Source organism: Streptococcus porci DSM 23759, from assembly GCF_000423765.1.
GTDB classification, from domain to species: Bacteria; Bacillota; Bacilli; order Lactobacillales; family Streptococcaceae; genus Streptococcus; species Streptococcus porci.
In genome coordinates this window covers 175,490-201,919 of sequence record NZ_KE384089.1, presented here as the reverse complement: position 1 = coordinate 201,919, position 26,430 = coordinate 175,490, and the positions used below count along the sequence as shown (strand labels likewise).

Sequence of the window (26,430 nt, the reverse complement as noted above, 5' to 3'; positions counted from 1 at the left end):
ACATTATTTTAAAACTTCTGTCAACTGTTTTACGACATTTTTTGATATAATAGTGTTCAAAGATTAGCGAGGAAGATTATGACACCCAATAAAGAGGACTATCTCAAAACCATTTACGAATTAGGTGAGCAGGGAGAAAAAATTACCAACAAAGGTATCGCCGAACACCTGCAAGTATCTGCTCCAGCTGTTTCTGAAATGGCAAAGAAAATGTTAGCTGAAAAGTGGATTATAAAAGACAGTAAAAAGGGTTACCTGCTAACGGATAAAGGGCTTCTCGTTGTCACTGAGCTCTATCGCAAACACCGTTTGTTAGAAGTCTTTTTAATTAACCATCTACACTATACAAGCGAAGATATCCATCAAGAAGCTGAAATATTGGAACACACGGTTTCAACTATGTTCATTGATCGTTTAGAGGAAAGCTTGGGCTTCCCTGAATTCTGCCCTCACGGAGGTACCATCCCAAGGAAAAATGAGCTTCTGGTTGAAAGGAATCATCAAACTTTAGATCAGGTGACAGAACTAGGCACTTACCGCCTTGTTCGCATTCACGATGATAATAACCTTTTAAATTACTTGGAACGGAACTCATTAACCTTGGGGACTGTTTTTAATCTGACAGCCATTGATACTTACGCTGCCACTTACCAGATTACTTTCTCAGAAAAGTCCCTTACCATTCCCAATAACATAGCCAAACTGATTTTCGTGTCATAAGGAAAAGCCCATCTCTACCGAGACTGGGCTTTTGTGATGTTTTATAGTCATTTGAATTAGCTTTGAAACACCGTCACTTTTGGCTCGCCGTACTCTAGTACTGCCTTCCCCTCAATTTCTTGTCGGAAAGCTAATGCATTCGACGAAATAATGTGATACTCAATTAAAATTAAGGCAAGAGAAAACGACGATAGAGATAGGACCGTTCTTCCTCGCCTCGAGCCAACAAGGACAAAGGCTGATTTGCGATGGGAATTTATCCCTTCTTCTCAATCGGCGCCACACTAGCTAAAAGTTTTTTGAGTCCAACTTCTGGGAATTTGATTTTTAATTCTTGAGTTTTGCCCGATCCTGAGACTTCAAGAACGGTTCCTTCTCCCCACTTTCTGTGGATAGCGATGTCACCGATTTGCCAGTTGTTTTCACTAACATCTGATTTAGCTACTTGTCCAAATGGTAGTGGTCCAGAATTTTTTGAAAATGGCTGAGCTATTGAGCGACTTTGTGCAGAGCTTGCTGGCTGTACCTGAGCTTTTCGAGCCTGCAACGCCTGCTGCAAACTCATTCCCTGACCGAATTGTGTTGCTCCGCTATTGGCATAAGAAAGGCCAAAAGAAGAATGTGCTGGTCGCGCCAAACCTTGATAGGCAAGAAGTTCATCAGATATTTCTCCCAGGAAACGAGTCGGGCGGTTATAGCTAGTCTTACCAAAGAGGGTACGGGTGTTGGCATTAGTCATGAAAAGAAGCTCTTCGGCACGAGTAATCCCCACATAAGCTAGACGGCGTTCCTCTTCTAGTTCGTCTGGATTTTCCGTGGCACGTGAGAGCGGAAAGACACCTTCTTCCATCCCGATTAGAAAGACCACTGGAAACTCCAAGCCTTTAGCTGCATGAAGCGTCATCAGAGTCACTTCTGCCGACTCGACATTGCCATCATCTGTATCCGCAATTAGCGCTAGGTCATTAAGAAAACGACTGAGGCGGTCAAGCCCTGTTTCACTTTCTGTGGCAACTTCTTTATTGTCATCAAAGTTCTTAGTAACGGATAAAAACTCTTCGATATTTTCGATACGGGCTTGACTTTCCAGAGTGTTTTGCACGCGGAGGGCCTCAAGGTAACCCGTTTTTTCCAGAACTGCTTGAGTTAATTCAGTCACAGTCAGATTGTCTAACTTGTCCCTTAAATTTAAAAGCAAATGCGCTAGGTCATAAACTGCCTGCGCAGCTTTTCCCTTAATAGGCGAAAGGATGATATCCGCTGAAGCCTCTAGTAAACTCATGCCATTCTCATAAGCAAAGGTGCGAATCTTCTCGAGCGTGCCTGGACCCACACCGCGCTTAGGTTCGTTGACAATACGCTCATAGGAAATATTATCTGAGGTATTTGCAATGAGGTTGAGGTAAGAAATCACGTCACGAATTTCCTTGCGACTGTAGAATTTGGTGCCACCAACCATGGTGTAGGGAATGTTGGATTTGAGTAGAGCTTCCTCGATGGTACGGGACTGGGCATTAGTACGGTAGAGCACCGCAAAATCTTTGAAGTTTTTACCTGACTCACGAACAATAGTGTCGATGGTCGAAGCCACAAATACCGCCTCGTCTCGCTCGTCATTGGCACGGTAATAAACCAGCTGTTCCCCTTCTGCATTTTGCGTCCAGAGTTTCTTAGGACGACGGTTTTGGTTGTTGTCAATAACCTGATTAGCTGCCTGGAGGATTTTCTTGGTTGAGCGGTAATTTTCTTCTAAAAGCACCACTTTTGCTTCAGGATAATCCTTTTCAAAATCAAGGATATTCTGCATATCAGCTCCACGCCAGCCATAGATAGACTGGTCAGCATCCCCAACCACACAGATATTTTTAAAGCGCGAAGCCAAAAGTTTAACCAACTGATACTGAGCATGGTTGGTGTCCTGATACTCGTCCACATGGATATACTGATAGCGTTGCTGATAATAGGCTAGAACTTCTGGATTTTTATCAAAAAGACGAAGCGTCATCATGATGAGGTCATCAAAGTCCATAGCCTCACTCCGACGCAACTCCTCTTGATAAGCCTTGTAACACTTGGCAACCATTTGGCTATACATATCACCTGCCAAATGCTCATAAGCCACTTCGTCTATCAGGTCATTTTTAGCGTTAGAAATAGTGCCTAGAATAGCTCGTTCATTCCATTTCTTTGGATCCAAGTTAAGGTTTTTCAAAATGCGCTTCATGAGCGTGCGCTGCTCTCCGGGATCAACAATGGTAAAGTTACGATTGTAGCCAATATAATCAGCTTCACGACGCAAGATACGAACACACATGGAGTGAAAAGTCGCAATCAGTGTGTCCTGAGTGGCTGGGTTAAGTGCCATAGCACGTTCCCGCATCTCACGCGCTGCTTTATTGGTAAAGGTGATGGCTAAAATATTCCAGGGATTGACCATCTTTTCATCAATCAAATAAGCAATGCGGTGGGTCAAAACCCGAGTCTTTCCCGAACCAGCCCCCGCCATAATCAAAAGTGGCCCTTCCGTCGTCTGCACCGCCTCAGCCTGACGGTCGTTCATACCGTTTAATAAGGGATTCATTTTCTTCTCCGTTCACAAAAATAAGCCCTACTATTTTACCATTTTTTCAGGAAAATAGCAGAGCTTTGTGTCGTAAATATCCTTAGACTTTACGAGCTTTCAGTAGTAAAAAGTCAGGTTTATGTTGTAAATCAGCATATTCGGGATATACTTTCAATAAATCTTCGCTGGGAAAAGGCTCAAGCATCTTCTCAATGGAAAAGCCTGTTGCTATCATGTCATTGATTACCTCAGAAAAAGTTCTGTGATATTTTTTGACATTATCCACAAACCATACCGACTCCCTTTCACCCGATAAGCCATAATGAGCAAGATTGGCATATAAGCGATTTCCATCCTCATCTCTTGTCCATCGGTCGCCGCCAGAATGACAAGTATTGATTGGGTGCTCTTGGGAGAAAACAAGCAATCCATTTTCGGTTAATTTCTCATGAATTTTCGTCAAAACTTCTGAGAAATCATCTACATAATGAAAGGCTAACGAGCTGACAACGAGATCGAAATTCCCCTCAATCTTGTCCAAATCTTCCATGGGCAGATTGACATAAGTGATTTTAGGGTTGCTGTGTTCACGTTTGGCTAGTGTAAGCATTTTCTCCGAAATGTCCAAACCCACAACCGCCTCAGCTCCTAAATCCACAAAACGCTGGCAATGCTCACCGAAACCACATCCTAAATCCAGCACTCTTTTCCCCTTCAAATCAGGAAGGAGAGAGAAAAGAGCCGGAATTTCAAAGAGATTGTTGGCGTTAACCGCATTTTCCCTAATTCTCTGGTAGCCTTTAAAAAAGGTCGGATTATCATAAATATTTTGTTTCGCCATCTCTGCTCCTCACCTCGTTTTACCGCTTTATTATAGCATATTCACAGCAAGAAAGATCCCCCAAATGGTAGTTTTTCCTTAAACATTAAACACATCATTCAAATTTTCTGCCATGGTTGGGTGGGTGAAGATTCGGCTTGGGGAACACTCCTTGTTGATTTTCTTTAAGTTTACCAAACATTAAAAACCTTTTCATAGTTCTGATACGAAATTTTCTATCGGATTTTCCGAACGTTTTTAACGATAAAAACATATTTCAAGGATTTTTCTATGATTTTCACTCAAAATAGCTTGACAAGCTCTGCTTTTTCCCGTAAAATAAAGCAAAATTAAATAAGACACTAACCGATTGACGTCATTCTGGAGAAGATTTTTCTACCGAAGGAGTTATACTCTCAGGTGCCTTAGGGCAGGGACAGGATGACTGACGGACTTCTGGAGAGATTCTGCAAGACAGAACACCGAAGGGGCAAGGCGAATTTCGCTCAATCTCTCAGGTAAAAGGACAGAAAGAAAATAACGTAAGGCTTGCTAAGTAGTCATGATGTGATGGTGTAGGTGTTTTTACCTATCCTCTTTTCAATAAAAGGCTAGCAGCTTGCAATGTTTTCCAGCTCTTACCTCCAGGACTGTGATTTTTCTCAGTCCTTTTTGTGTACCACCTCTGATAAACAAAGCTAGTGGTGTCTTAAACTCAGACATGATGGACGTGAACACTATCTCCTGTCACGCTCAAGCATTCTGTTATCTTAACAATAAGGAGTCGCACATGCCTACTTTTTTTGCAAAACTCGAGAACATTCTCTCAACCATTAATGATTTGGTCTGGGGACCACCACTTCTCATTCTTTTAGTGGGAACCGGAGTCTATCTGACGCTCAGACTTGGCCTACTGCAAATCACCAAATTGCCAAAGGCTTTCCGCCTCATTTTTGTCCATGATGAAGAACATCATGGCGACATTTCAAGTTTCGCTGCTCTTGCAACCGCCCTAGCAGCTACGGTCGGCACAGGAAATATTGTCGGTGTTGCCACTGCTATTCAATCCGGTGGTCCTGGGGCTCTCTTTTGGATGTGGGTAGCCGCTTTCTTTGGAATGGCAACAAAATATGCTGAGGGCTTGCTAGCTATTAAGTACCGCACAAAAGATGCTAACGGAGAGATTTCCGGTGGTCCTATGTACTACATTCTTCACGGTATGGGAGAAAAATGGCGTCCGCTAGCTATCTTCTTCGCAGTCGCTGGTGTTTTAGTAGCTTGGTTGGGAATCGGTACTTTTTCTCAGGTTAATTCAATCACCGGCTCCTTAAAATCAAGTTTCGGCTTTGCACCACAAATTGTCAGTATTGTTATTGCTATCATCGTTGCCTACATCATTTTTGGAGGTATTCAGTCCATTTCAAAGGTCGCTGAAAAAATCGTTCCTTTTATGGCAGGACTCTATATCTTAGCTGCCGGAGTTGTTCTCCTGCTCAATATCAACCAAATCATCCCAACTCTGAACTTAGTTTTCCAATCTGCTTTTACAAAATCCGCAGCAGTCGGTGGTTTTCTAGGTGCAAGTGTTCAAAAAGCGATTCAGATGGGTATTGCCCGTGGCGTCTTCTCAAATGAATCTGGTCTCGGTTCTGCTCCTATTGCAGCGGCAGCAGCCAAAACCAATGAACCCGTCGAGCAAGGCTTGATTTCCATGACAGGAACCTTTATTGACACTATCATCATCTGTACCTTGACAGGTCTAACTATCCTTATCACTGGTGTCTGGACCAGCGATACACTTAAGGGAGCTGATGTCACGCAGGCTGCTTTCAGTGGAATCTTTGGCTCTGCGGGAGCATTTGCTTTGACTATTTCTCTCGTCCTCTTCGCTTTCACCACGATTCTTGGCTGGTCTTACTATGGCGAACGTTGTTTTGAGTTTCTTTTTGGGACCAATCACATCCGTATTTACCGCATTATCTTTACCCTTATGGTTGCTTTGGGTGGCTTCCTCAGCCTCCATATCGTCTGGACAATCGCTGACATTGTGAACGGGCTCATGGCTATTCCAAACCTCATTGCACTCCTGGCCCTATCCCCTGTCGTCATCAAAGAAAGCAGAGCCTATTTTGATAAAATCAAATAAAGTCTTTCTCTCAGTTTTCTGAGAGATTTTTTACACCCGTTGCGCTATATGCTATAATATTGAGATATGAAAAGGAGGCCTTATGACACCTGCAACCGCAAAACTCCAGCTAGCTAAGCGTGGACCCATCATTTCTATCATAGCCTATCTGATTCTGACCGCTGCAAAATTAATCACTGGTTACTGGCTCGATTCCAGTTCCCTCATTGCTGATGGTTTTAATAACCTATCTGATATTTTGGGAAATGTTACCCTTTTAATCGGTCTTCATCTAGCAAGTCGTCCTGCTGACGAGGATCACAAGTTCGGTCATTGGAAGATTGAAGATCTATCTAGTCTAATCACTTCCTTCCTCATGTTTACCGTGGGTATTCAGGTATTGATTCAGACGATTCAAAAGATGATTTTGGGAAAAAGCTCTGCTATTGACCTAGAAGGTGCTGTTGTGGGAGTCCTATCTGGTCTTGTCATGTACGGTGTCTATCTCTACAATCGGCAACTGTCCAAACAAGTTCAATCTTCTGCCTTAGCAGCTTCAGCCAAGGATAACCTCTCTGATGCCGTCACCTCAGTTGGAACATCCCTAGCCATTGTAGCTTCCTCTTTTAATCTACTTTGGTTAGATAATCTTTTCGCCCTGCTGATTACCTACTTTATCCTTAAAACAGCCTACGATATTTTTATGGAAGCAACCTTTAGTCTCTCCGATGGCTTTGACGACAAACAACTTAAAGCTTACGAGGAAGCTATTCTGCAAATTCCTAAAATTTATGCTGTTAAATCCCAGCGTGGACGTACCTATGGAAGTAATATTTATCTGGATATCATTTTGGAAATGAATCCAGACCTCTCTGTCTATGAAAGCCATGAGATTACAGAGCAGGTAGAAAATCTTCTGCGTGACCGCTTTGAGGTTTATGACATTGACATACACGTCGAGCCTGCTCCTCTTCCAGAAGATGAGATTTTTGAAAATGTTTACCATAAACTCTACAAAAATGAGAAGATTATTCTCTCAAAAATACCAGACTATGAACACTATTTAGCTGAGGAATTTCAACTCATTGACAGTGATGGTACTTATCTCAGTAAAAAAGAGGTCATTCGAAGAGATAAGCACTATTTGACCAATTTCCAATATTTTAAAATGACCTCCGTCAGTCAAAAAACTAAACTGATTAGTTACCAACTAGACGGTCATCAACACACCAGCCTCTGGCGTCGCCATGAAAAATGGTTTCTGATTTTTCACCAAGTAACGAAGATAAATCATAACCACCCGTCAAACGGGTGGTTTGAACACGGGCTATAAGCCCACATCACCAGCCAGCGCCTAAAGACGCTGGCTTTCACGTTGTTCAAGCCTCACTGCTTTTGACTCGTCACTTGCCTCTTAAAGAGGCGTTGGTATTACTTGCCATCATCCCTAAAGGGATCTTCGTATTCTTTCACACTCAGTTTATCAAGTGTGATATCATGCTTTTCCTGTTCTTGAATATATTTCTTTATTGTGGCTTCATTAAGTCCGACTGTACTCACGTAATAACCCTCTGCCCAAAAATGGCGATTCCCAAACTTATATTTGAGATTGGCGTGTTTGTCAAACATCATCAGGGCACTCTTACCTTTTAAGTAGCCCATGAAACTTGAAACACTAATTCGTGGTGGGATACTAACTAACATATGAACATGGTCCGGCATGAGATGTCCTTCAATGATTTCTACACCTTTGTAGCGACATAAACGGTGGAATATCTCGCCTAGACTGCTTCGATATTGATTATAGATGATTTTTCGTCTATACTTAGGGGTGAACACAATGTGGTATTTACACATCCACTTTGTGTGTGATAAACTATGTGCCTTTTGTGCCATACTTTTCTCCTTTCGCTTTACAGTGGGCTTGAACACCTCTATTGTAGCGCGTTGGGAGTTTTTTTGGTATAACCTTCGTTTGCGCACCCGCATAGCGGGTGGTTTATTTGTCTCTCTCCGTAAGGTGCGAGACGGACTTAAAGTCACATAATTAAAAAGATTGGCATCAACCAATCTTTTTATCGTCATTTGAATTAACTTTGATACATCATCCCTTTCGGCTGACGTACTCTATACTCCTGTGCCTCAGTGCCCTGTCTGAAAGCTAATTCATTCGACTATAATTTACAAATGTACGCCCTTTTCAACCAATGTTTCAAGTTCCGTCAAGCGTTCTTCAAAGACTTTGAAGGCTGCATTGAGGTAGTCCACTTTAGTCATGTCAACACCAGCTTTAGCGATGACATTGAGGGCGTAGTCTGAGTTACCTGCTTTGAGATAGTCAAGGTATTTATCCCTGTCTTCTTGCGTTCCGTGAACAATTTTATCAGCTAGATAGTTCGCAGCTGCAAATCCTGTAGCGTACTGATAAACGTAGTAGTTATAGTAGAAATGCGGAATGCGTGCCCACTCGAATTGAATGTCATCATTATCTTCACGAGAGAGACCATAGTATTTTTCATTGAGTTCTGCATAGAGGTTATTGAGGTATTCGCTTGTTAAAACCTCACCATTTTGATCTGCCATATGGATGGCATGCTCAAATTCAGCAAACTGAGTTTGACGGAAAATAGTTCCCTTGAAACCATCTAAATAATGGTTGAGAATGGCAAAGCGTTCTTTTTCATCCGTCACTTCTGCAAGAAGTGCCTCAGTCATGATATTTTCATTGGTCGTTGAGGCGATTTCTGCTAGAAAAATACTGTAATCGCCATACACGTAAGGTTGGTTTTCACGAGTATAGGCTGAGTGCATCGAGTGCCCAGTTTCGTGAACAAGGGTATAGAGATTGTCCAGCGTGTCCTGCCAGTTCAAAAGCATAAAACCATTGGTGTCATAAGCCCCACCTGAGTAGGCTCCTGAGCGTTTCCCTTTATTGACATGAACGTCAATCCAGCGCTCTGTGAAGGCACGTCTAACACGCGCTGAGTAATCCTCACCTAAAATAGACAAAACAGATTCTGCTTTTTCCAAAGCCTCATCATAGCTAATAGCCATATCAACTTCTGACAAGGGGGTATAGATATCGTACATCTTGAGGTCATCAAGTCCCAGAACCTTTTGACGGAGCTTCATGTAGCGTTGCAAAAGTGGCAAATGATTATTAACCGCTTCAAGTAAAGTATCGTAAACTGCTTCTGGGATGAAATTGGCAGACATGGCTGCCTGACGAGCTGAATCGTACTTACGAACCTTAGCCTTGAAATTGTGAACCTTGACATTGGTTTGGAGGGTTTTCGCGTAGGTGTGTTGAAATTGCTCATAGGTACCGTACATAGCCTCATAAGCACCTTTACGAATCTCACGATTTTTTGATTCCATGAGGCTGATGAAATTACCGTGAGTCAATTCAATAACTTCTCCCTCATCATTGGTCACCCAAGGAAAGGCAATGTCCGCATTGTCCAAAACAGAGAAGGTCTCACTTGCACCAGAGAAAATTTCCTGAGCACCAGCTAAGAGTTCTTCTGCTTCCTGCGACAGCACATGTTCCCTAGTCTTAAAAAGTCGCTCAAAATGATGATGATAAAGTTCCAATTCGGGTTTCTCTGCAATAAATTTAGCATAAGTTTCCTCAGAAAGCGCCATAAACTCAGGCTCATAAAAGGCAAATGTCTCGCTCAGTTTAGCATAAAGAGCTGACGCCTTAGCTTGCAACTCTTGATAGTAGGCAACCGTTGTATCTTCATCATTTTTCATAGAAGCATAGACATAGAGCTTCTCCAAACGGCGCATAAGACCCATATAAGTTTCAGTCGTTTGGAAAAGGCTGTCGCTACTGTCCAAAAGATGACCTGCAAGATTTTGTGCTACTTCAACATCAGTCGCCAGCTCTGCTAATTCTTCTTCCCAAGCTTCATCTGTAGGGAAAACACTTGTAAGATCCCAAGTATATTTCTCGTCTAAATGACTACGATTTTCTGACATGTCATTCCTCCAAAATTCATAAGATATGACTATTTTAACATAATAATAAATCTTTCTAAATGCTCAGCCTCACTCCCAAAACTTTTTTCTTAAAATAAACTAAAACTATTGACATCTCCTTTCAAAGTGTTATACTAGAAAACAAGAATTCGTTGGTTTAACTCAAACCTGTTATGAGTTAAGTTAATGAATCGCCACAACCAGGTTATCTGCCGAGAATGAACTCCGGGTAACCTGGTATTTTTTATACCTAGAAAATTAGAAAGGTGAGTTCAGTCCATTCGGCAAACTGAACAGGGAGCTTCCTTACCAATCCAAGTCACTCCCTAGTAACAAACTTATGAATCACATTGTCCTCTTTCAGCCACAGATTCCGCAAAATACTGGCAATATCGCTCGTACTTGTGCGGCCACCAACTCCCCACTTCACATCATTCGTCCTATGGGCTTTCCCATCGACGACAAAAAGATGAAGCGGGCTGGCCTTGATTACTGGGACAAGTTGGACATCTACTACTACGACTCCGTCGAGGCGTTTTTAGAAAAAATGCCAGTGGCTTCTAAGTTACATTTAGTGACAAAATTTGCAGACAAAACTTATTCAGACGAAAGCTACAATGATGGCTTTGCCCATTATTTCATGTTCGGTCGTGAAGACACGGGACTCCCTGAAAAGTTCATGAGAGCAAATCCCGAAAAAGCCATCCGCATTCCCATGAACGACCAACATGTCCGTAGCCTTAATGTCTCAAACACCGTTTGTATGATTGTCTATGAGGCACTGCGCCAACAAGAGTTCACTGGTCTAGAGCTTACTCACACTTATGAAAAGGACAAACTCAAATGAAGGATTCAGATATTTTAAAACGTTTAGAGCTACATGTAGAGAAAGAACTTGCTAGGGAAGCCAGTGGGCATGACTGGTGGCACATTGTTCGCGTCCGTCATTTGGCAACCACTATCGCTCAAAGAGAAAAAGCTGACCTCTTCATTTGCCAAGCGGCAGCCCTTGTCCATGACTTAGCTGATGAAAAATTAAATGAGTCTGCCCAAGCAGGTCTTGATAGAGTTGCGCAGCTTTTAACAAAAGTTGAAATCGACTCCCTTCGACAAAATCATATTATGGAAATCATCTCGACCATGTCCTTTAAAGGTGGAGGCGGAAAACCAATGACAACACTTGAAGGACAAATTGTTCAAGATGCCGATCGCCTAGATGCTATCGGTGCTATCGGCATCGCTAGAACAATGGCTTTTTCAGGAAACAAGGGACGTTTGATTCATGATCCCGAACGCCAGCCTCGGGATCAGTTGACTTCAGAGGACTATCGCAAAGGCGACGATACCGCCATCATGCATTTCTATGAAAAATTACTGAGGCTTAAAAATTTGATGAATACTAACTATGCTAAGGAAATGGCTGAGCACCGCCATGCTTTCATGCAAGCCTATTTAGATGAATTTTATGCTGAATGGGAAGGTCTAAAATAAAAAAACAATTACTAATTAGTAGTTTTGCGTGAAAAGTCTTGCAAAGTCAAAACTTTTTTGTTATCATGAAAGAGTCTTCAGGGCAGGGTGAAATTCCCGACCGGCGGTGACTTTATCAGGCTAGTTTCTCTGATTTTAACGATTATTTGACATAGCGACAGCAAAGCGACCACGAGGCGCAAACATAAAGCTCGTCACTGTGATGAGGCGTCATCCTATTAAGGTGACACATAGGAATTTTCAAGTCTAAGACTTGAAAATATGCTATAAAACCATAGGTTTTCTGGCTTATCTACTCCCTCAGATCGACGTTAAAAAGAAATTATCTTGTTAAAGAAGTCCGTGAGCGAAAGCTGATGTGGTGCAATTCCACAACCGACAGTAAAGTCTGGATGGGAGAAGACCAATTCTTTTTGTGCGATGCTTTTTTGGTACAAAAATACTTGGAACTTCTTTCAAATTGTAAAATTTGGAGGAATTTTTTTATGTCTATACAGGCAAAACAAACACGTCGCTTAGTCTATATTGCTATTCTGACCGCACTTTCATTTCTGCTCATGTACTTTCAGTTTCCACTGATTCCAGGGGCAGATTTCCTGAAAATCGACTTTTCGATTTTACCACTTCTCGCACTCATGCTGGTTTATGATCTTAAAAGTGCCTGGCTTGCCCTTGTCTTGCGCAGCCTTTTGACCCTCTTGCTCAACAATAATGGTCCTAGTACTATCATTGGATTGCCAATGAACATCATGGCACTTGGACTTTTTATCACAGCCCTAGCTGTTTTGTGGAAAAAAGAGCAGAGCTTTAAAAACTATGTGATAGCTTCTATCGCAGGTACCCTACTTTTGACCATTGCCATGGTGGCTCTGAACATTTTTTACGCCGTACCCGCTTACGCTGCTTTTACTAGTGTTGATATCAACCAATTTATCGGCCTCTCTAAATATATTTTTGCCATGGTCATTCCCTTTAATCTGGTTGAAGGTGTTATCTTCGCGCTATCTTTTTACCTCGTCCATCTGGCCGTGAAACCACTTTTAGAAAAAATTTAGCTATTTCTGCTATAATCTTAGTATGAAACATAAACAAGCACATTTTGTAAGAGCCTCATTTGCAGCTCTTATCTTCGTCATCTTAGGTTATGTTGTCAAATTCTATCCTGAAGTCCTTACAGATTTTGACAGCACCGTTCAGACAAATCTCCGCGGCGACTTGTCACAAGCCGCAAACCGATTTTGGTCAGCCATTACTCTCATTGGTGAAGCTCATGTCTTAATTCCAATCGTCATTATTCTGGCACTCTTTTTCTACTGGAAACAATGGAAATCCGAAGCTGCTTTTATCAGTATTGCTTTGGTATTTATGATGATTGCTTCTACCGGTCTAAAGTACCTGTACCAAAGACCCAGACCAAGCATTGAATGGGTAGTCCATACAACTGGCTACTCATTCCCTAGCTGGCATACCGCTTCGACCATGCTAGTGGCTGGCATTTTAACCATTATCATTTATCAGCGCATCAAACAGAAATGTCTACGCTCCCTCTTACAAGTCGGACTGATTGGCTTAGCCATTTTGATTGCCCTGTCACGTATCTATGTTGGTGTTCACCACCCTACTGATATTGTGGCTGGTTGGTTACTTGCCTATGCCATAACAGAAGTGCTTTACCCCTTCTACGATCAAAAACGGTTTGAATGGCGTTTTCAAAATAAACAAAAATAACTGAGTTGCTATTGCAACTCAGTTATTTTCTTACTTCAAACCTGCTTATGAACGACGTTTTTTCATCAGAATTCCTACTACTAGAAGTTGTGCAAGACCTGCTAAAGCAAGGTAAATAGCATCATCTTCTCCAGTGCTTGGTAAAACATCTGAATTAGCTTTGTAATCTCTTGTGCTATGACCAGTCAGCACAGGTTCTGAAGAGTCCTTTTGCCAATCTCCATTTTCTGATGACAATGGCTGACCATCGCTAGGATTCTCTATATCAGTCGATTGATGACTAACGTGATAGACAATACCGTAGTGACTAAAGTGTTCTGCAGTGAAAAGGACTCCTTCCTGACCATTTCGTATGGTGATTTCAAAAGCAAGCTTCTCTGCAACAGCTTCATTTGGTAAGTAAACTACAGCCTTCACCTTTTTACCTGCGTCAACTGGTAAGAAGACTTGTGCTGGCTTGGTAATATCCAAATCTTTGCCGGAATCGTCCACTACTTCAATGTCATAGAGGTCGAAGTCAACTTCTTTCAGAATATGCGGGAGTTGCTCTGCATTTGGCTCTAAGTGGGTAACTTTGAGACGAGTTGCTACTACTGTTTCATCCTTATCTAGCAAGACACGGACGCCTGTTGCTTTATCAACAAGTTCAATAGCAGTTTTCTCTTCTTGTTTTGCCTTGAGGCGCAAAATCGTTGCTGTCAATGGATCTAACCGCAAACCATCCGAAGTCCAAGATAGGCCAACTGGATTGGAAATGGCTGTAGTGCCAGCTCGGTCGCCGTCAGCAAGCACTTCTGAGCCCAGCAAGGCTTTAAAGTTATTCGCAAAGGTAATGCTTCGTTCTTTAGTATCAGCATTAACCAGAACAGCGTAAATATCCCCATTGCTTGCCACAACTTGGTATCCAATTACCAAATCATTTGACGCTATACCATTTTCCCCAGGAACCGTGATGAGACTCACCCGTTTGTCAACCTCAGCCAAATCCTTTATACGGAAAGCATCTGTTGATTTACGAAGGGCAATTAAGCCTTTGGTGTAAGCCTGACTTTTAGTATTTTCAGGGAAAAGCTGTGCATCGGTAGCTTTTGTCCAATCAAAGTGATTGATGGCATCTGTCGAATCGTAGGAATCGTGGATAAAGTATGGGTATTCAAACGGTTTACCATTTGTATCTACCAACAAGTGAGATTTATTTGGCACCAAATCTGACGATACAGGCTCTTTATATGCTTCATCTTTAAATTGTTTTGTACGTCCATACTCTTGACCTGAATGAATAAATGGCGTTCCTTGAGAAGTCAAAATCAGGAGATTACCAATACGGAGACGACGATGAATTTCCGCATTATTCTCAGCGATAGATGGATCTTTTTTGATGGATTGAGCAATGATATCAAAGAGGGTCAAATTATCATGAGCTGCAATGTACTGAATAACATCTCCTGGATCATCCGAAAGGAAGTTACCCGGCTGTGCTTTGATGTTATTAAAGACCGCTTCAACAGACTTAGCACCTCCTGTAATAAAGGCTGGTTGCCCTTCATTTGGATAACCAGATTTAAGGGTGTTGCGGATATCATCAGAGAATGATGCCACTGTATCAGTCATAGACATCCAAGATTGGTCTGCTGGTTGGCGAGCATCATTGGCATCACCTGTATAAGTTACCCAACCCTCACCTAGCATCAAAATCTTTGGATTAAGAGCTTGCGCAGCCTTAAAGGCCATCTCGATAGATTCAGCATCGTGATCACCCATCATGTCAAAGCGGAAACCATCTACCTTATACTCGGACACAAGATACTTAATGGAGTCAACCAAGACACGACGGCTCATATGGTGTGTTGTACCAAGACGACCACCGCCGAAACTAGATTTAGGGGTACCATCTGCTTCCATAAAGTGGTAATAATTTGGTTCCAAATCTTCAAATAAATCAACTTTTGCTGTGTGATTATAAACCACATCTAAGATGATTCCCATGCCACGTTCATGGATGGCATTGACCAGTTCTTTAAATTCCGCAATGCGTTTTTCAGCATTGGTTGGATCAGTCGAGTATGCTCCTGTCAAAGCAAAATAACTTTGTGGGTCATATCCCCAGTTATAGTTAGTGTCACTAGAATCATAATCGGTCATACGCTCACGCGCTGCCATTTCATTGATAAAGTAGTAGCTCATGACAGGCAAAAGTTGAATGTGTGTCACGCCTAGATCTTTTAGATAATCTAGTTTCTCAATAAAGGCTTTGAAAGTACCAAACGGACTTGTTAATTGATCTGCGATAGCTTGATCTGAGGTGAAGTCTCGAACATGAGCTTCATAAATGATGGCATCTTCACGACTACTATAACCTGCAATATTTGCATCAATGAGTTTTGGTCCGATTGAACTTGGATCTACAAAGGCTGCCTTGGCTACTTTGTAAGCTGGATCATCTGATTTTGCTAAATCACTATTCCATGCAGCCAGTGACTTAGCATAAGGATCGAGCACTGACACACTTTGACCATCACGAGTGATTTTATAGTGGTAATAATAACCACGGTAATCTGACAGACCTAATCCACTCTTATCGGTCAAGGTGAGCTGCCAAGTTCCTTTCTCAGCTGAAGACATGGATACTTCACCCAGAACTTTGGTTTGATCTTTCTTGTCATAAACAACGACTGACACGCTATCAGCACTCGGTGACCAAAGTGTCATCTCAACAACCTTACCATTTTCTTTAACCCTTGCCCCTAACTCGCCATCATAGGCATAGAGAGAGTCCATATACTGCCAACTTTGGCGGGTCTGTACACTATCAGAGTGATAAGTCACATTAAATGGTGCCTCAGCATTAGCAAAGTTACCAGTCAAAATCACTTTTTTCCCAGCAACATCTAGACTCACATCTGAGATTGCAACTTCCTGACCATGGCTGTCGCTCAGCTTAATCTCTTGTAACAAGCTTGCGCTGTCAGCTCCTTCAAGAGTGCTAAAGGTCGCTTCAATCTGATTTGGGCTAAGTTGTATTGCTCCTGTTACTCTAATGAGATTGGTATAGTAAGGGTTGGTGTAAATCGTTGAATCCTCATCTTTCAAGAAAATTTGGGTGTGGTTTTGAAGATCTTTAAAATTATAGTTGTTAGAATTGATTTTAACTGCGTCCCCCTCTTTGCTTTCGTCCAAAAGCAAGAATCCAAGATCGTTGAAATCTGCCAAAGGTACATCAATATAAACACCATATTTACCTTGGTTTTCAAAGTCAATACCGTTTGGACAATTGCCTAATTGACTTGTGATAGAAGAATCCGCACTACCCCAAAGCCAAAGGGCTTTCTTATCATAATTGCCATCTGTTCGGAAATAATTGATACGAATGGTTCCCTTAACCTGTGGCTCGTAATAATGTGCTTTAAAGTTCTCATCTAGCCATACTTCATTCATCTCTTGACTGATAATCTCAATGGACTGATCACCTGTCAAATTATTTCCAGCAGTATTGTTGATGAGATAGGACACCTTATGACGATTTTCCCCAACTAATTTGACATCTAGATAATAGCCATAGTCATCTTTTGTGGCATCAGTAAAGCTCGTTGCACCTGTTGGCCAACCCGCAACCTTTTCAGATGGCGTTTCTACATCACCCCATGTCCACAAACCAAGCGACTTCACATCGTCTGATGGGAGTTTCTTGAAGTGAATACGAAGTGTATTTTCGGCGATAGGAGCCTCGTCATCAACTTGGCTGGTTGCACCAATAATGTGACCAGCACTTGTGGTTAAAAGCATGGTTCCACCATCTGATAGACTTGGCACCTGCACGGTGACGTACCATTTACCAGACGCCTCTTGCTGAGCTTGATAAGTCTGCCCGCTATAGGCATCTATCACACTTGCATCTTGGCTAACTTCTAGACGCAATTCTTGTGCCTGATTTTTCAGTTGGAAAAGAAGGTAAGCTGAGTCATTGTCAGTTTCGCGCTTTGCTAAAAGCCACTGTTGACTATCATTGGCGGCTACAGTTGAACGGTTTCCTCGTGCCATCAAGTCACTATGTGCATTTCTAAAGGCTAGAAGTTTTTGGTAATGGCTGAGCACTGAGCTGGTTGCCACCTTATCCCAGTCAAAAAGATAACGGTTCTCATAGATAGGCCAGTTATTCGCTCCGCTTTGACCCAACTCTTCACCATAGTAAATAACCGGCTGACCTTTTGATGTCAAAAGAAGACTAGCCGCAAGTTTTAGTTTTCCTTCATCGCCTCCAATGCTGAAAAGGAAACCATCCTCATCATGGCTACCTAAAAATTGTGCCAAGGCATAGTTGCTGGACAAAACCTCATTTCGAGCAATCAATTCTTCATTTGCAGTCTTCAAGCGACCATTAACTGCTAGCTTAGCAATATCTTTGAAACCAAAGTCCAAGAGACTGTCCATGGTTCCAGTCCCTAGGTCACCTTTGGTATCCTTGTAGTTTGCCCCCCAAGATTCACCAACCAAATGGAAGTCTGCATCTTTCAGAGCTAGCTCATTTTTGAAGTGTTGCCAAGTGACATCATCAACATGCTTAACCGTATCCACACGGAAACCGTAAATGCTGTTTCCTTTTGCTGTTGTCGCTGTTTTTAGCCAAGCGGTCTGCCAGTTGACTAACTGTTGACGCACAGCCATTTCTTCCGTTTTAAAGTCTGGAAGATTTGACAATGAACCTTTTTGGTCATCACCTGAAACTTCTTCTTCTGGTTTACGAACCATTCCTGTAAAGGTATCCGCTGTCCCATAGCCTGAATGGTTGAGCACCACATCCACGATAATATTTATGCCACGAGCAGCCGCTTCATCAATCAAAGTATGAAATTCTGCTAAAGTTCCAAGGTGTGGATTGAGTTTTTCAAAGTTTTTTGCCCAGTAGCCATGGTAAGCATAATATTCGCCATCTTTTTTGGTTCCAAAGTCTTCATCCACATTTTCAACAATTGGGGTGACCCAAATGGCTGATACACCGAGCTCTTTTAGATAATCTAATTTATTAGTAACACCTTTGAAATCGCCTCCCTGATAAGCACCAGCTTTGTTTTTAGCACTTGCCAGAAGGTCGGCTGCATCATTTGTACTATCTCCATTGCTAAAGCGGTCAGTCACCATGAAGTAAATGACCTGCTCATCCCAATCGCGCTCATTGGCTGCTTTTTGGCGTTCAGTGATTGTTACTGAAACTTTAGTATCATAATAACCGTTATTTTCGTCATAAACACGTACAGGTAAATCATAATTTCCTGCGGCTGTTTGAGAAGATGCCGTGATAGTAACTCGATTCAATTCAGGTGAGATTTCAATGATACCACCGCCTATTGTTTTGGTATCAACTTCCATACGGGTAACTTTCAGCTGACTTGGATTCGTTACAGAAAGATCAATTAGACCTGTTTCATTATAATTAAAGGGACGGTAACTACTTGCTGTGACTGTAATGCCTGCTTGACCTGGAGTAGCCTTACTAAAATCCTGTTCAACCTGGGTTGGGATGCCATATGGATTAGTATAAACAGTATCGTCACCTGCTTTGATAAAGATATGACTATGAGTTTCACGGTCTGAAAAGGCTAAGTCTTTGGTCTTATTCCCAGGTGCTTGATCATCATTTTGATTAACCAATAAAAAGCCGATATTTGACGCTAAGCCTTTTGATAATGAAATATCAAGGTAAGCACCTTTATCATCCTTGCCAGTGAAATCAAGTGCATCGCTCGGCCATTTTTCAAAGGAAGCTGACGTATCTCCCCAAACCCAAACGCCCCAGCCTTCGTATTGGTTATCTTCACGTTTGTAATGCAGGCGTAACAGATTTTCATCTGCTAAAGGAGCATAACTGTAAGTAGTGAAATCTGAACGTATCCACGCTTCGTTCATTTCCGCTGCTAAAGGAGATATTTCTTGGTCACCTTCTGCTACTTTTTCTCCATCTTTTAGAAGGAGGTAGCCGATTTTGCCCGGCGTCTCACTCTGTTTGACATCAATGTAATAGCCGAAATCATCTTTTTGCTCAGCGACAAATGGTTCTACATCATTTGGCCATTGATTACCATCCGATGGTTCGGCAACTGCTCCCCAAGTCCAAAGTCCGTATGAAGATATTTTCTCATCTTCCAAGCCCTCGAAGTGTAGACGAATGTGTTGATCAGCGATTGCCCGGTCTGCTGGTAACTCAGTAGCTACTGGAGTCGCTTCAAGAGAATTTACTGGCGCACTTTCCAGACTTGCAAGTGGCTGCACTGACTCAGCAAGCTTACTAGGCTCTTCAACTTGCTCACCGACAGCAATTTGGGCAGAGGTTGCTTCAGGAACTGAGAGTGACTCAGCTAATGCCACCCCATCAGTAGAATTTGCAACCGCTATTTCTGCCGTTGGAGCTTGGCTAACGGGCTGCTCAGGCTGGCTTTCTTGAGAGACGATAGGAGATGTTTCTTGCTTCGGAGCGTCCTGCTCCTCAACACTATTACTAGCAAGAACAACCTCATTTGGACTATCGGTCACAGTATCAGCCGATACATTAGCATTTCCAAGGCTTGTTCCTAAGAAAAAGGCTGACGCTATCGTAACAGAAGCAACTCCCACCTTCAAACGACGAATACTAAAAATCTCGCGTTTCTCTGGATAGGCGTGCCCATGGTTTTTAGGCTTGAGATACATGATATCCTCCTTATATTAAAATATAGTACAACATCTTCATTATAACCATCTCACCAAAAATACGCAAGCGTTTTCATTTATGTTTTTAATCTTTTTGAGCATTTTCTGATGTCTACGAAAGTCTACTACTTGCTTTTTAAAGCAAGCGATTGCTTTTAAATTATGATAAAAGAGCTGGAATAACTCACGATGACTGCTGCACAAACACCCGCAGAACACAGAAAAGAACTGACAAAGCCCTCACTAGGATTATACTCCTAATGAGGGCTCTTGCTTTTTTTATCACACTCTCTTATTTCGCATACTTCATGCGTAGAATTTTCTCTTGATTTTTTGATAGGCGAAGTAAGATGACTACCTTATCAATAGACATGTTACTTTCTAAAAGGCGCTCGGCTGCCATCATAAGACCATTATTGATACCCATCTCAAGCACTGGATTTTTCTTATCATTGACATCAAAGATAAATTTATTATCAGGAAGGTCAAAGAGGACTTTAACTGCACCAAAGAGTTGCTCAAAGTTGTCAATAGCTACGTCATAAACCGGTTTTGTCCCAGGTTTAAGGGTGCGTCCGCGATGGTTAAACCACATAGAATGCCACCCACCATTATGAGCTCCCTTAACATCATTATCATAAGAATCACCAACGTAAAGCGTCGTTTGAGGATTCATGTCAAATTGCTCAGCAGCCAAATTAAAAATCTCTTTTTCTGGTTTTTGAAAACCTGTCGCCTGACTGACAATGACACGTTTTGGATCTACATAGTCATATAACCCTAACTTCTTGACTTTTTTAAGCTGGTGCTCCGTTGGACCATTGGTAATAATGCCTATGGGAACACCTTTTGATTTTAGAAAATCAAGGGTCATGCGCATTTCATCAAGCATGGTAATATTTTCCAGCTCATGCTCATAGACTTCTTGAAAATGATGTCCCTCTTCTTCAGTGATTTCCTGATAACCAAACTCCAAAAGCGTCTCCTTGCACCGCCAGAAACGAAAATATTCTGTCGTCCACTGCCCTGCCATTACCCTTGGAAAACCAACATCCGAATAATGACGAAAGCGGATATAGGCCTGATTAATTTTGCTCATATCAAAGTCAGGGAAACACTTCTCCATGGCAATGCGGTAAGGTGCCTGCTGGTCATAGATGGTATCATCAACGTCAAAAACAATAGATGTAATCATGGATCTCTTTCTTTCCTTTTTGCTCTGTTTATTATACTATCTTTCTGCACAGTTTTCAATAAGCGCCTGTCACCAGAACTTTCACGATAAAACACCTTAGCTTTACTTTTCCTTGAAAGAAAATCGCTATTTTTGTGGGAAAAGCGGAGCTTTTATGGTAAAATAGTTTGGAATATCTATTGGAGGATAACATGTCTAACGAACATTTAGAAGAATTAAACGACCAGCAGATTGTTCGTCGTGAAAAAATGACTGCCCTTGCAGAGCAAGGTATTGACCCTTTTGGAAAACGTTTTGAGCGTAGCCACAATTCTGCAGAGTTAAAGGCTCTTTATGCTGACAAAGGTAAAGACGAATTGCATGAGCTGGGAGAAACAGCTACTATCGCTGGTCGTCTCATGACTAAGCGTGGTAAGGGAAAAGTTGGATTTGCCCACTTGCAAGACCGTGAAGGTCAAATTCAAATTTATGTCCGCAAAGATGAAGTCGGCGAAGAAAACTACGAAATCTTCAAAAAAGCAGACCTCGGTGACTTTCTCGGCGTAGAAGGCGACGTTATGCGCACAGACATGGGAGAGCTTTCAATTAAGGCTACTCACATCACCCATTTGTCAAAAGCCCTGCGCCCACTTCCTGAAAAGTTCCACGGGCTAACCGATGTTGAAACCATTTATCGTAAACGCCACTTGGATTTGATTTCAAATCGTGAAAGCTTTGACCGCTTTGTAACACGTTCAAAAATCATTTCTGAGGTACGTCGTTACATGGACGGACTTGGTTTCCTTGAAGTCGAGACGCCCGTCCTTCACAACGAAGCTGGTGGTGCTGCTGCTCGCCCATTTATTACCCACCACAATGCTCAAAATATTGACATGGTGCTTCGTATCGCGCTTGAACTGCACTTGAAACGCCTTATCGTGGGAGGTATGGAACGTGTTTATGAAATCGGACGTATCTTCCGAAATGAAGGCATGGACGCCACTCACAACCCTGAATTTACAATGATTGAGGTCTATCAAGCTTATGCTGACTATCAAGACATTATGGACCTAACCGAAGGGATTATTCAACACGTTGCTAAAGCTGTTAAAGGCGATGGATCAATTCTATACCAAGGAACTGAAATCAAAATCAACGAACCATTCAAGCGTATTCACATGGTTGATGCTGTCAAAGAAATTACTGGTGTTGACTTCTGGAAAGAGATAACCCTTGAAGAAGCGCAAGCACTTGCCAAAGAAAAACAGGTTCCTCTTGAAAAACATTTCAACACAGTCGGTCACATCATCAATGCTTTCTTTGAGGAATTCGTCGAGGAAACCTTGATTCAGCCAACTTTTGTCTATGGTCATCCAGTAGAAGTTTCTCCACTAGCTAAGAAAAATGCAGATGACCCACGGTTCACTGATCGTTTCGAACTCTTTATCATGACCAAAGAGTACGGTAACGCTTATTCTGAGTTAAACGATCCTATTGACCAACTGTCTCGTTTTGAGGCACAAGCAGCCGCTAAAGAGCTTGGTGATGATGAAGCAACTGGTATCGACTATGATTACGTTGAAGCCTTAGAGTACGGTATGCCACCAACAGGCGGACTTGGAATCGGTATTGACCGTCTCTGCATGCTCTTGACTGACACAACAACTATCCGCGATGTATTATTGTTCCCAACGATGAAGTAAGACGTCTCAGAAACGTTGTCATATCAACGTTTCTATAGAGTAATTGGTACAACTTACCAAAAATTTACCACAAGAATACAAACAGTTATAAAAACATATAACGACTTACAGCTTCTCTTGGATTATTTCAAGGGAAGTTTCTTAGTTTCTGGAAAACAAAAAATGACAGCAGAATTTCTACTGTCATTTATGTTTTTCGGAAAGCAATTTTTAAAATCTTAAAATTGAAGAATTGAATCTCTCCAACTTAAATCAAAATTTTGTGGCAACAACGCAAATGAATTCTCAACATTCGAAATTAACTGACTGCTTTTTGTATTGTTTTCCAACAACCTCTGCAATTCTTCGTTATTGATTGGCATTATTTTAACATTTTCAACCTTTTTCCCGTCAGTTTTGTGCTCTCTACTTGATTTTAAAGGTACACTCGCAACTGCACACCAAATGTTTATTGTATCATTTCTATACTTTACCGACGAGTTTAAACAACTCTTGTTGCCTTTTCAAAGCTAATTCAAATAACTGTAGAAGTTTTCTAGTTTCTCAGATGCAGACTTTGGACTTCTTTTGGACATACGAAAACTCCTCTTATAGTTTCTTGTGAAAATTTTTGTTTTTCACAGTCCACGATATGGGGAGTCACTCGTCTTGAAGAAGTTTATTTTTTCCAAGCTGATTTTTCAGCTACGGCAGTAAAGAGAACATCTGTTGATGAATTGAGAGCTGTTTCGCAAGAGTCTTGGATAACCCCAACCACAAATCCCACTCCTACGACCTGCATAGCAAGGTCATTTGGAATACCAAAGAGGCTACAGGCTACAGGAATAAGGAGGAGTGATCCTCCTGCCACACCTGAAGCGCCGGCGGCAGATAAGGCAGCTACGACGGACAAAAGCAGGGCTGAACCAAAATCAACTGTTATGCCTAGCGTATGAACCGCAGCCATAGTCAAAACGTTAATGGTTACAGCTGCACCAGCCATGTTAATGGTGGCACCTAGTGGAATAGAAACTGAATAAGTATCCGGATCAAGCCCCAATTTTTCACACAACTTCATATTGACAGGGATATTAGCTGCCGAACTACGTGTAAAAAAGGCAGTTACACCACTTTCTCGCAGACATTGGAAAACCAACGGATAAGGATTGGTTTTCATAACAAAGAGGGCAATCAAAGGGTTAACCACCAAAGCTACAAAAACCATACTACTGACCAAGACCAGCAAAAGCAAACCATAATTTTTCAAGGCTACTAGACCATTACTTGCAATCGTTGAGAAAACCAGCCCCATAATACCAAATGGCGCCAAGTTGATAACCCAAGTTACTACTTTTGAAGTTACTTCAGCCGCTGACTGCAACAAATCCTTAGTCTGATGACTGGCGTGACGAAAGGCAAGGCCAAAGATAACTGCCCAGGACAGCACACCGATATAATTTGCGGTAGCCAGAGCATTGATGGGATTGTCAACCACATTTAATAACAAAGTTTGAAAAACCTGAGCAACTCCTTGAGGTGGTGTAATGTCTGTCGTTGACGCTATGTCAGAGAAAACCAAGCGCATAGGAAAAAAGAAACTAGCCACCACCGCCACTAGGGAAGCAGAAAAGGTTCCAACCAGATACAAGAAAATGACCATTTTCATATTGGTTTTCTGACCTTTTTGGGTTTGGGACAAGGCGTGCGCAACCAAGGAGAAAACCAAAATTGGCGCAACAGCCTTCAAGGCTCCAACAAATAAGGTTCCCAATAGTCCAATAACCTGAAACTTGGGAACAATAAGACCCAGTATTAAACCTAGAACGACTCCCATAGAAATCTTCTTAATCAAATCTATTTTTTGCCAGATTGCTACTATTTTTGACATTGTTTTCTCCTTATAAATATACCTGTCTATTATAGCTTTTTTGTATATTTTTGTCAAATAGTCTGAGAATATACTAAAAAAAGAGAGGATAAAATCGATAAGTCGGTATACTTGCTGATTTTGATTTTGTCCTCCACTTCCGAACAGTTGATTGGGAGGGAACCTATCCATTGTATAGCAAAGGATGAAGACTTCCAATTGACCACTACGCCAAAGCAACTGTCTGCAATAATGTGAAAAGGCTAGGACTTTAGTCCCAGCCTCCCCATGTTTCATATAGTCATTTGAATTAGCTTTGATACATCATCACTTTCTACTCGCCGTACTCTAGTAGTGCCTATACCTTAGTTCCTTGCCTGAAAGCTAATTCATTCGACTATATTATTTTGCTACCGTTGCTTTGAGGGCATCAACTTTATCTAATTTTTCCCATGGAAGGTCAATGTCTGTACGTCCCATGTGTCCATAGGCTGCGGTCTGCTTATAGATTGGACGTTTGAGGTCAAGCATCTTGATGATGCCTGCTGGACGTAGGTCAAAGTTTTCACGCACCGCTTTTTCCAAAAGAGCCTCGGAAACTGTCGAAGTTCCAAAAGTATCGACACGAACTGAGACTGGGTGGGCCACACCGATAGCATAGGCCAACTGCACTTCTGCTTTCTTAGCAAGGCCTGCCGCTACGATATTTTTAGCAATATAGCGCGCCGCATATGAAGCTGAGCGATCGACCTTAGTTGCATCCTTACCGGAGAAAGCACCACCACCATGGCGAGAATAACCTCCGTAAGTGTCAACGATAATTTTGCGTCCTGTCAAGCCAGAGTCCCCTTGAGGACCACCGATAACAAAGCGACCAGTAGGATTGATAAAAAACTTGGTTTTGTCATCCAAATATTCCGCTGGAATTACCGCCTTGATAACTTGATTAATGATATCCTCGCGAATTTGATTGTTAGTTGCTTCAGGGTCGTGTTGTGTTGAAATAACAACAGTATCCACACGTACTGGTTTATCATTTTCGTCGTATTCAACTGTCACTTGAGATTTAGCATCTGGACGTAGGTAGCTGATAGCACCTGATTTACGAAGCTCAGCTAATTTTCGCACCAACTTATGAGACAGTGAGATTGGTAGTGGCATTAGCTCTGGCGTTTCATCAATAGCAAAGCCAAACATCAGACCTTGGTCTCCCGCACCAATCAGGTTAAGCTCATCTTTCTCACCTTCTCGCACCTCCAGAGCTTCATTAACTCCCTGAGCGATATCTGGAGATTGTTCAATCAATGACGGATGTACCCCTACTGAATCCGCAGCAAAACCGTACTCTGCGTTGTTGTAGCCAATTTCTGCAATGGTTTCACGAACGACCTTGTTGATATCAACATAGGCAGTCGTTGAAATTTCGCCAAAAACATGGACTGATCCTGTATAGACAGCCGTCTCAGCTGCTACGTGGGCCTCAGGATCCTGCTCTAAAATAGCATCCAAAATTGCATCTGAAATTTGGTCTGCAATCTTATCCGGATGCCCCTCCGAAACCGACTCAGACGTGAAAAGTTTACGTTCTGACATAA

At 42.0% G+C, this 26,430-nt stretch carries 16 protein-coding genes and 2 riboswitches; of the genes, 8 read left to right on the top strand and 8 right to left on the bottom strand.

What is annotated here, in order from left to right:
• Positions 1 to 78 precede the first annotated feature (78 nt).
• A complete protein-coding gene (locus tag G576_RS0110625) occupies positions 79 to 720 on the top strand; it encodes a metal-dependent transcriptional regulator (protein ID WP_027974588.1) in 642 nt (213 codons plus the stop codon).
• A gap of 256 nt (positions 721 to 976) precedes the next feature.
• Here the strand turns inward: G576_RS0110625 and pcrA are convergent, their stop codons facing one another.
• On the bottom strand, positions 977 to 3,301 hold the full coding sequence (pcrA, locus tag G576_RS0110620) for a DNA helicase PcrA (RefSeq protein ID WP_027974587.1): 2,325 nt from the start codon (positions 3,299 to 3,301) through the stop codon (positions 977 to 979).
• An 82-nt stretch (positions 3,302 to 3,383) separates the two neighbouring features.
• Complete coding sequence (locus G576_RS0110615) at positions 3,384 to 4,124, bottom strand: class I SAM-dependent methyltransferase (protein ID WP_027974586.1); 741 nt, start codon at positions 4,122 to 4,124, stop codon at positions 3,384 to 3,386.
• Between the two features lie 425 nt (positions 4,125 to 4,549).
• Positions 4,550 to 4,643: riboswitch (glycine riboswitch) on the top strand.
• A 250-nt stretch (positions 4,644 to 4,893) separates the two neighbouring features.
• Here G576_RS0110615 and G576_RS0110610 point away from each other — a divergent pair.
• A complete protein-coding gene (locus G576_RS0110610; RefSeq protein ID WP_027974585.1) occupies positions 4,894 to 6,249 on the top strand; it encodes an alanine/glycine:cation symporter family protein in 1,356 nt (451 codons plus the stop codon).
• Positions 6,250 to 6,331: 82 nt separating this feature from the next.
• A complete protein-coding gene (locus G576_RS0110605; protein WP_027974584.1) occupies positions 6,332 to 7,561 on the top strand; it encodes a cation diffusion facilitator family transporter in 1,230 nt (409 codons plus the stop codon).
• Positions 7,562 to 7,659: 98 nt separating this feature from the next.
• Here G576_RS0110605 and tnpA read toward each other — a convergent pair whose 3' ends face one another.
• Both tnpA and pepF read right to left on the bottom strand, forming a co-directional pair.
• Complete coding sequence (gene tnpA / locus G576_RS0110600) at positions 7,660 to 8,124, bottom strand: IS200/IS605 family transposase (RefSeq protein WP_027974583.1); 465 nt, start codon at positions 8,122 to 8,124, stop codon at positions 7,660 to 7,662.
• Between the two features lie 285 nt (positions 8,125 to 8,409).
• Entirely contained in the window at positions 8,410 to 10,212 is a 1,803-nt protein-coding gene (gene pepF, locus G576_RS0110595) for an oligoendopeptidase F (RefSeq protein ID WP_027974582.1), read from the bottom strand.
• 340 nt (positions 10,213 to 10,552) lie between these two features.
• On the opposite strand from pepF, the gene trmL reads away from it, so the two are divergent.
• From trmL to G576_RS0110575, 4 genes are all read left to right on the top strand, one after another.
• Positions 10,553 to 11,059, top strand: coding sequence for a tRNA (uridine(34)/cytosine(34)/5-carboxymethylaminomethyluridine(34)-2'-O)-methyltransferase TrmL (trmL, locus tag G576_RS0110590; RefSeq protein ID WP_083960022.1), 507 nt, complete (start codon positions 10,553 to 10,555; stop codon positions 11,057 to 11,059).
• Positions 11,056 to 11,703, top strand: a complete 648-nt coding sequence (locus tag G576_RS0110585; protein WP_027974580.1) for an HD domain-containing protein — start codon at positions 11,056 to 11,058, stop codon at positions 11,701 to 11,703. The genes trmL and G576_RS0110585 overlap by 4 nt, the downstream gene beginning before the upstream one ends.
• Before the next feature lie 274 nt (positions 11,704 to 11,977).
• Positions 11,978 to 12,111, top strand: a riboswitch (FMN riboswitch).
• Between the two features lie 77 nt (positions 12,112 to 12,188).
• Complete coding sequence (locus G576_RS0110580; protein ID WP_027974579.1) at positions 12,189 to 12,758, top strand: ECF transporter S component; 570 nt, start codon at positions 12,189 to 12,191, stop codon at positions 12,756 to 12,758.
• Between the two features lie 22 nt (positions 12,759 to 12,780).
• Entirely contained in the window at positions 12,781 to 13,431 is a 651-nt protein-coding gene (locus G576_RS0110575; RefSeq protein WP_027974578.1) for a phosphatase PAP2 family protein, read from the top strand.
• A 45-nt stretch (positions 13,432 to 13,476) separates the two neighbouring features.
• On the opposite strand, the gene G576_RS13055 is transcribed toward G576_RS0110575, so the two are convergent.
• Both G576_RS13055 and G576_RS0110565 read right to left on the bottom strand, forming a co-directional pair.
• On the bottom strand, positions 13,477 to 20,112 hold the full coding sequence (locus tag G576_RS13055) for a pullulanase (RefSeq protein ID WP_051178104.1): 6,636 nt from the start codon (positions 20,110 to 20,112) through the stop codon (positions 13,477 to 13,479).
• 292 nt (positions 20,113 to 20,404) lie between these two features.
• Positions 20,405 to 21,307, bottom strand: a complete 903-nt coding sequence (locus G576_RS0110565) for an HAD family hydrolase (protein WP_027974577.1) — start codon at positions 21,305 to 21,307, stop codon at positions 20,405 to 20,407.
• Between the two features lie 191 nt (positions 21,308 to 21,498).
• Here G576_RS0110565 and lysS point away from each other — a divergent pair, with 191 nt between their 5' ends.
• Positions 21,499 to 22,989, top strand: a complete 1,491-nt coding sequence (gene lysS, locus G576_RS0110560; RefSeq protein ID WP_027974576.1) for a lysine--tRNA ligase — start codon at positions 21,499 to 21,501, stop codon at positions 22,987 to 22,989.
• A gap of 658 nt (positions 22,990 to 23,647) precedes the next feature.
• Here the strand turns inward: lysS and sstT are convergent.
• Positions 23,648 to 24,856, bottom strand: a complete 1,209-nt coding sequence (gene sstT, locus G576_RS0110555; RefSeq protein WP_027974575.1) for a serine/threonine transporter SstT — start codon at positions 24,854 to 24,856, stop codon at positions 23,648 to 23,650.
• 381 nt (positions 24,857 to 25,237) lie between these two features.
• Positions 25,238 to 26,428 carry a methionine adenosyltransferase gene (gene metK / locus G576_RS0110550; RefSeq protein WP_027974574.1) on the bottom strand — a complete coding sequence of 397 codons (1,191 nt, stop codon included), beginning with the start codon at positions 26,426 to 26,428 and terminating at the stop codon, positions 25,238 to 25,240.
• Between the last annotated feature and the right edge of the window lie 2 nt (positions 26,429 to 26,430).

Excerpts from the sequence above, each read along its gene's own strand:
- G576_RS0110625 (WP_027974588.1), top strand. The coding sequence starts at position 79 with ATGACACCCAATAAAGAGGACTATCTCAAAACCATTTACGAATTAGGT.
- pcrA (WP_027974587.1), bottom strand. The coding sequence starts at position 3,301 with ATGAATCCCTTATTAAACGGTATGAACGACCGTCAGGCTGAGGCGGTG.
- G576_RS0110615 (WP_027974586.1), bottom strand. The coding sequence starts at position 4,124 with ATGGCGAAACAAAATATTTATGATAATCCGACCTTTTTTAAAGGCTAC.
- G576_RS0110610 (WP_027974585.1), top strand. The coding sequence starts at position 4,894 with ATGCCTACTTTTTTTGCAAAACTCGAGAACATTCTCTCAACCATTAAT.
- G576_RS0110605 (WP_027974584.1), top strand. The coding sequence starts at position 6,332 with ATGACACCTGCAACCGCAAAACTCCAGCTAGCTAAGCGTGGACCCATC.
- tnpA (WP_027974583.1), bottom strand. The coding sequence starts at position 8,124 with ATGGCACAAAAGGCACATAGTTTATCACACACAAAGTGGATGTGTAAA.
- pepF (WP_027974582.1), bottom strand. The coding sequence starts at position 10,212 with ATGTCAGAAAATCGTAGTCATTTAGACGAGAAATATACTTGGGATCTT.
- trmL (WP_083960022.1), top strand. The coding sequence starts at position 10,553 with ATGAATCACATTGTCCTCTTTCAGCCACAGATTCCGCAAAATACTGGC.
- G576_RS0110585 (WP_027974580.1), top strand. The coding sequence starts at position 11,056 with ATGAAGGATTCAGATATTTTAAAACGTTTAGAGCTACATGTAGAGAAA.
- G576_RS0110580 (WP_027974579.1), top strand. The coding sequence starts at position 12,189 with ATGTCTATACAGGCAAAACAAACACGTCGCTTAGTCTATATTGCTATT.
- G576_RS0110575 (WP_027974578.1), top strand. The coding sequence starts at position 12,781 with ATGAAACATAAACAAGCACATTTTGTAAGAGCCTCATTTGCAGCTCTT.
- G576_RS13055 (WP_051178104.1), bottom strand. The coding sequence starts at position 20,112 with ATGTATCTCAAGCCTAAAAACCATGGGCACGCCTATCCAGAGAAACGC.
- G576_RS0110565 (WP_027974577.1), bottom strand. The coding sequence starts at position 21,307 with ATGATTACATCTATTGTTTTTGACGTTGATGATACCATCTATGACCAG.
- lysS (WP_027974576.1), top strand. The coding sequence starts at position 21,499 with ATGTCTAACGAACATTTAGAAGAATTAAACGACCAGCAGATTGTTCGT.
- sstT (WP_027974575.1), bottom strand. The coding sequence starts at position 24,856 with ATGTCAAAAATAGTAGCAATCTGGCAAAAAATAGATTTGATTAAGAAG.
- metK (WP_027974574.1), bottom strand. The coding sequence starts at position 26,428 with ATGTCAGAACGTAAACTTTTCACGTCTGAGTCGGTTTCGGAGGGGCAT.